At 71.1% G+C, this 6,909-nt stretch carries 5 protein-coding genes; all 5 read right to left on the bottom strand.

Annotation, left to right across the window (positions count from 1 at the left end):
* Nucleotides 1-2,125: site-specific integrase (locus AB0J09_RS51310; RefSeq protein WP_360708873.1), on the bottom strand; the 2,125-nt coding region annotated here is incomplete at its 3' end.
* Nucleotides 2,122-3,300, bottom strand: a complete 1,179-nt coding sequence (locus AB0J09_RS51305) for a tyrosine-type recombinase/integrase (protein ID WP_360708870.1) — start codon at nucleotides 3,298-3,300, stop codon at nucleotides 2,122-2,124. The genes AB0J09_RS51310 and AB0J09_RS51305, both read right to left, overlap by 4 nt.
* Nucleotides 3,301-3,362: 62 nt before the next feature.
* Nucleotides 3,363-4,823, bottom strand: a complete 1,461-nt coding sequence (locus AB0J09_RS51300) for a hypothetical protein (protein ID WP_360708868.1) — start codon at nucleotides 4,821-4,823, stop codon at nucleotides 3,363-3,365.
* A complete protein-coding gene (locus AB0J09_RS51295; RefSeq protein ID WP_360708865.1) occupies nucleotides 4,820-5,185 on the bottom strand; it encodes a hypothetical protein in 366 nt (121 codons plus the stop codon). The genes AB0J09_RS51300 and AB0J09_RS51295 overlap by 4 nt, the downstream gene beginning before the upstream one ends.
* Nucleotides 5,182-6,909: amino acid adenylation domain-containing protein (locus AB0J09_RS51290; protein WP_360708862.1), on the bottom strand; the 1,728-nt coding region annotated here is incomplete at its 5' end. The genes AB0J09_RS51290 and AB0J09_RS51295, both read right to left, overlap by 4 nt.

The following is a 6,909-nucleotide window of genomic DNA, read 5'->3' as shown; positions in this document are numbered from 1 at the left end:
AGACCAACGCCTCCGGAAGCCCCGCCGAACGCCGCGACGACCTCGCGACCTGCGGACCTTCGCCCGTCTGATGCAATTCCTGAGGGTTGACGTAGCGCTCGGCCATCTTCTCGGAGACATGGCCGAGGAACCGGCGGATGTGGGTGAGGGTCGCCCCGGCGCGCAGGAGGCTGGTGGCCAGGGAGTGACGGGCCTGGTGGGGCACCCATCGGCCGATGTCGAGGCCGTCGATCCAGTTCTTGAAGCCCTTGTGGAACCACTTGTAGGACAGGGCGACCTGGCAGTCGCGGTTGCGGAAGATCGTCGGGAACAGCGCCATGGTGACGCGCTCCTCGGGCGTGGGCAGCCGGTTGTTCCGCTCCTGGAACACCTCAAGGGTCTTGCGCTGGCGAGCCTGGAGCATCTGGTGCGTCCGCTCGGGGATACGAACCGCCTCGTCGTAGTTGCCGACCTTGGTCTGGTCGTGCCAGAGCATGGGGACCCCGCCGTAGCGGCCCAGGCAGTCCAGGCGGACCTGAAGAACCTCGCCGCAGCGGCGGCCGGTGACGATGATCGTCTCCCACGCGTCCCGCAGCCCGCGGTCGAGCGGGTCGTGATCCCGCGCAAGGGCCTGCAGGTTGGCCTCGTCGGCCAGCGCCCGGGCGACGCCGTCCGGGAACGGAGGCCGGGACCGCTGGACTACCCTGCCGGCGGCGGGCATCGCGGTGACGAAGCCGCGGTCCAGGCCGAGCCTTTCGGCCTCGCCGGACTCCAGTGCCCCGCGCAGGAGCAGCCGGGTGCGGGTGAAGACGGCCTGCCGGGTGTTGGCGGTCACGATCGACGGCTTCCCATGGACGCCCCTGGCCCCCAGCGAGACCATGCCGTCGAGTTCACGCTGCCGCTGGTCGGCGACGAACTTGTGCATGTGCTCGGCGGTGAGCACCCGGGGGTCGTGGCCTCCGCCGGGGGCGCAGACCTCCAGGAAGGCGCTCAGCTCCAGCGCGGCCCGGCGGGTGTGGTCGAAGGTGCTCCTGGATCGGGGGCAGGACGGGGAGCGCAGGACGCCGGCGAAGTTATCCCAGGCCAGGTCCCGCAGCCACCGCTGGGAGACGCCGGACAGGTCAATGCGGCCGGGACGGTTATTGAGCTTGCGACCGAAGTGCCCAGTGAGGATGTAGCCGGCCTCGCGGGTCTCCTCGGGCGTGGTGTAGAGGGGGTGCAGGCCGTCGGCGATGGAGGCGGCGATGCGGGGAGCCTCCCGGCCGGCCGCCTTGCGCAGGCCAGGATCATCGGTGTCCAGATCGGTGAGGGATCGCAGGCCGCGGGCGCGGCCGTAGTCGGCCAACCGCTGGATCGGGGCAAGCTCCCACTTCCAGTGCTGGCGCCGGGTGTGCCAGCACATGCCCCACTGGATCTCGGCCCGCAGCAGCGGGTGCAGGCCCCGGAGGTTGACCTGGTCAGGGCGCAGCACCACCGCAGTCGCGGCGCACCACCGGCGAAAGGCCGGCTCGCTGGCGTACTCGACGGGGACGGGCCGGCCGGTGCGCTCGAAGCGGTTGCCCCACTGGATGGGCAGGGCAGCGCCGCCCGGGCGGCCCTCGCGCTCGTAGCGGGCATCGTGCCGCGAGCACAGCCCCAGCGGCGAGAACGCCTTGTCCGGGCAGACGTGGACGAGGCAGCTCCCGTGGCCGGGGGACGGCACCTGCCTGGCCAGCCACCGGTCGAAATCGGGGGCGTTGCCGTGCCGGGGCCGGTAGTTATACCAGCGCCACTGGTGATGGTGACACAGCCGAAGCGTCAGATGGGAGGCCGGCCGGTCCGGGCAGATCCGGCACGGCTGCTCCTCGATCCCGTCGCCTGGCCCGAGGTTCCGGGCCGTCTTCAGGAAGTCGGCCCGCGTCCCGCCCTCGTCTCGGTGCCTGCTCCAGAGCGCCTGGTGGGTGCTGCAGAGGTCGCCGTGCCCCATTACGGTCCGCTCGCACCCTGCCAGGCAGTTCCACCGATAGACGGGGTGACCGGCAGGGATCTTGATGATGTCGGGCCGGAACAGCGGGTCGAATGACGGCGCGCTGATCAGCGTGGACAGGATCTCCAGCCGGTCCCGGCCCTCGCGGGCATCGGGCTGCGGCAGCAGCGCGAGGGTCACCTCTCCTCACCCCAGACCTTGCGCAGGGCGGCGTCGAACTCAGGGTCGTGGACATCGACGTGCCCGTAGACCTCATCGACCGTCGCGGCCGACGCCCACCCGCCCGCGTCACGGGCAATCAGCAGGTTCCCGCCGGCCTTGTCCAGGACCGCCGAGGCGAACGTATGCCTGAACGCATGGGGCTTTATGGCCCCAAGCCCGGCCCGCTTCCCGGCCCGGGCCAGCATCCGGCGGGCCGCGACCGGCGCCCACGGCTGCCCCGCGTCCGGCCCGTGCAGTTGGACCAGCAGCATCCCGTGCCCGGTGCCGCAGGGATACTCGGTGGTCATGTACTCGAAGTAGGCGTGCACCATCGCAGGGCTGACCCGCTTGACCAGCCCGCCGGTCACGGTGCCGTGGCTGGTCAGCCAGGGGTGCTTGGTCTTGGCCTCGGCCCCGTTCGGGTTCCCAGGCCGGTGGCACACGTGAAGGTGCGGCGACCGGCACTCCCCGCAGGCAGCGTCCTCCCGCAGGTGCAGGTCCACGAGGTGCAGCCCGCAGAGCTCGCCGACCCGAAGGCCCCCGTCAGCCAGCCAGGTCACGACGAGGCGGTCCCTGGCCGAGCTCACTACCGCGAGCAGGTCGTCACGGGCGCCATCGGGGAGCATCTTCGGGTGCCGGCGGTGCGGGCCCTTCGGCGCGAGCGGGTTCGACGGCATCGACGACTTCACGTGGCCCAGCAGCGCCCGCCGCCGGTCCGCCCGGGTCGGCAGCCTCGTCCGGTCGAGCTTCTCCCCGAGCCCAGCGTTGATCCCCAGGGACGCCTGGTGCAGGTAGAACCCCTTCAGGCAAGCCGCCGCCACCGTCAGTGCCGCCCGGCCATAAGGGCGCATTCCGTCCCGCCACGGCTCGCCCAGCGGCATGTGTACGTCGGCGCCGACGATTCCCATGTACCGCTCCAGGTCCCGCATCTGGACGTCGCCGAAGGCCAGGCACTCCCGCTCCAGCCACCGCAGGTGGTCCACGAGGTAGTACGCGTAGGTCCGCTGCGTGCCGGACCCGTCATAGACCCGCAGGAACCGGTCCGCCTCTTCGTGAACTGTGCCCTCGGGCCACACGATCGTCCACGACCGCCGCCCGCCCCTCCGGTCGAGCCGCTGGACCCGCAGGTCCCCCACGACCACTCGCCGCGTCATCCATCCCCCCGTGCCGACCGCCAGGACATCGGCGACGCCCCGGACCAGGTCGGTAAAGGAGTCTAGGACGCCGATCTCGCAGACTCAGGAGAACGACACGGACACGTCTCGTGGCGGTCGGTAAAGATGGCCACCACGTACTCGGCGAAGAACTCCTCCAAGTCTTCCAGGCTCCAGCGGGCGGCGTGGTCCACCAGCCGGCCCCGGCTGGAGGTGTCGGAACCCTTGTAGCCGGCGACATGCTCGGCGAAATCTTCACGGATCGTGCCGAAGGCGCGTTCGATATTGGCTTTGTCGGTGGGGTTGGCCTTGCGGGCCAAGCCCAGGTTGATGCCCAGATCCAGGCAGGCCTCGCGCAGCGCGTCGGACAGGTTGACCTTGGCGTGGTCGACCAGGATCGTCTCCGGCCAGATCACCGGCCGGGCCGCGGCCAGCTCCAGCCGCTCCTCCAGATCGACTTCGCGGGTGATGGGCAGGCGCAGCATCCGGTAGGCCAGCGCCTGCTTCCAGCCGGGCCGCATCGGCTCCGGGGTGACCGCGTCGTTGAGCAGCATCACCACGTCGACCGCCCGGGTGTCGCCCACCGTCATCCGCCAGGCCAGCAGCGTCCGGGTCGCGACATCGATCGCCAGCACCAGGTGCACCTTGTGGGTGACGTCGCCGATCGGGTCGTAGGCGATCACGTCCAGCGGGGTGGCGTCGACCATCACCACCTGCCCCGGCCGCACCGCCTCATCCGGCCGGTAGGAACGCTGCGGCCGCGCCGCCGCGCTGCGCCGCGACGGCGCCCGGCCGAAGGTGTACTGGCCCGGCAGCAGCACCTCGACATAGCGGGCGATGGTCGAACTCGAGGGCAGCTTCACCACGCCCGGCCCGTGCTCGTGATCCAGCCGATCCTGCAGCCGCCGATAGAACCGGTTCAGGCCGCCGGTGGAGTCCTCCCGTTCCCCGACCCGATGTTGAGCGAGGATCGCATCCAGCACCCGCCGATCGGCGCGGGCCAGCGGATTGCGAACCTCGGGGCCGCGCCCGTCGACCAGCCCTTCGCGCTGCGCGGCGCGATAACGTCGCAGTTTGCGCCACATCGTGGCCGAACTCACTCCCAGCTCAGCCGCCTTGGCCTCTAAACGATCACTCAAGTTCGGCACCAGGACCGGATCGTAAGGCGGGCGTGGCTCCCCCGGTTCCGCCCGTTCCGACTTGCCGCTTCGGTAGCCCTTCCACATCTCGTTCAGATGCGCTTCAAGGTCCCGCACCGCTGCCGCCTTGTCGTCAGACAGAGCGTCCAGCAGCGCCCCGGTATCGACGTCGGGCGAGAGCAGCTCGACGGTACTTTCGCTCACCAGCTGAAAACCAGGCGACGCCACCAGGGCCGCGATGTAGATGGTTGTCCACTCCCCGGTGGCCGACCGTAGGTGAACCTCGCCGCCACCATGACCGACCACCTGGTGGCGTTCGTCGTTGAACCACACCCACGTGCCCATCACCAGTCGCCGACCAACCGCCTCGACGCCTTCGCTCACTGCCGTGCCCCAGCATCACTGTTCACCGCTGCCCGAACCAAGCTGGTGTCCTCCAGCGGGCGGGTCAGGTCCACCGCCAGTTCGCCGGTCCAGCACAGATGCAGCACGACCGCGCGGGCCACCAGCGGTTCGGCGGTGAAGCTGACCAATTGTCCCAGCGGCACCGGCTCGCCGGCCAGAGACAGGAACTGCGCGCGGTAGTCGCTAACTCCCACCATCTCGCGGCGATAGCCCGCCAACGCCAGCACGTTGATTGTGCGCTGCCGCCCGGGCGGCTCACCGACCAGCTCATAGCCCCAGCCCGCCGCCGCGCAGCAGGCCGCGACCCGCTCGGCGGTCGCCTTCACCTTCGCGTCGTTCAACCGGCCGGGGTGGGCTCCGTCTCCCCCGACAGGTCCGTGAGGGCGAGCCCGAACCCGGACGGTGGGTCGATCACCTGATGCGGGACGCCGTCCACGGCAACCAGGCGGGTACGCAGCACCTCGTGCCGCTCGACGATCGCATCCAGCGCGGCACTCAGCGCCGCCACATCGAGCGCCCCGGCCAGACGCAGCGCGAGCGGCGTGTTGAACTCCGACGAGCCCGGCTCGAGCTGATCGAGGAACCACAGCCGCTGCTGGCCGAACGACAGGGGCAGTGGGCCCTGCCGGGTGACCGGCACGATCGGCTCGAGCTCGCCGTGGGCGGCCGCGTCCACGACGCCTGCCAGCTTCCGCACGGTCGGGTGATCGAACAGCTCGGCGAGTGCGAGTTCGATGTGGAACGCGGCGCGGAGCCGGGAGATGACCTGGATGGCGGCGAGCGAGTGGCCGCCCAGCTCGAAGAAGTTGTCGTCGGCCGCGATCCGGTCGAGGCCGAGCACCTGGGCCCAGACTCCGGCCAAGACCTCCTCCGTGGCCGTCCTGGGAGCGGTGAACTCGCCCGGCTCGCCGTGGGGTCCGCTCTCCGGCGCGGGCAGCGCCGCACGGTCGATCTTGCCGTTCGGCATCAGCGGGATGGCCGCCAGCTCCGCGAAGACCGTGGGCACCAGATGGTCGGGCAGCGTCCTGCGTAAGAACGCGCGCAGCTCCCCCGCGGGCGGCGTCCCCGCGCGGAGGTCAGCGGGCACGACGTAGGCCACCAGCCTGCGATCGCCGTCGTCCTGCCGGGCCACCACGATGGCGGCCGACACCTCCGGGTGGGCGCGCAGGGCCCCCTCGACCTCGCCCGGCTCGATGCGGAACCCACGGATCTTGACCTGGTGGTCGAGGCGGCCGAGGTATTCCAGTTCTCCGTCGGCGCGCCACCTGACGCGGTCGCCGGTGCGGTAGAGCCGTGCGCCGGGCAGGCCGAAGGGGTCGGCGACGAAACGCTCGGCTGTCAGTCCGGGACGGTCGTGATAGCCCCTGGCCACGCCGGCGCCGCCGATGAACAGCTCCCCGGGGACGCCGGCCGGGGCGAGGGCCATGTGCTGGTCCAAGACGTACATGCGGGTGTTGGCGACCGGGCGGCCGATGGACACGGCCGTCCCCTCGGCGAGCTCCTGGACAGAGGACCAGATCGTCGTCTCCGTCGGCCCGTAGAGGTTCCACAGGCCGGCCGTGCGGGCCAGGAGCCGGTCGGCGAGAGCAGTGGGCAACGCCTCGCCCCCGCACAGGACCCGCAGGCGGGGCGAACCGGCCCAGCCGTCGTCGAGGAGCATCTGCCACGTGGCGGGCGTCGCCTGCATGACGGTTACGCCGCACCGCTCGATCTCGGCGGCGAGCGCACGCGGCGACCTGGTCGTGTCCTGCGTGGCGACCACGACCCGGGCTCCCCGGGTCAGCGGCAGGAATAGCTCCAGCCCCGCGATGTCGAATCCTGGGGTCGTCACCGCCAGCAGCACGTCGTCGGGGTCCAGTCCCGGGCGCTCCGCCATGGTGGCCAGGAAGTTGGCCAGGCCGGCGTGCGTCACCGACACGCCCTTGGGCCGCCCGGTGGAGCCGGAGGTGTAGATCATGTAGGCGAGTTGCCCGCCGTGCGTGGCCACACGGGGCGCGGTGCCGGGCTGGGCGCGGAGCGCGGCGACGGTCTCGTCCTCGTCCAGCACCACCACCCGCGCGTCGAC

It is taken from the genome of Nonomuraea sp. NPDC049784 (assembly GCF_040659615.1).
In the GTDB taxonomy this organism is placed as follows: Bacteria; Actinomycetota; Actinomycetes; order Streptosporangiales; family Streptosporangiaceae; genus Nonomuraea.
This window is presented reverse-complemented; position numbering and strand designations above follow the sequence as displayed.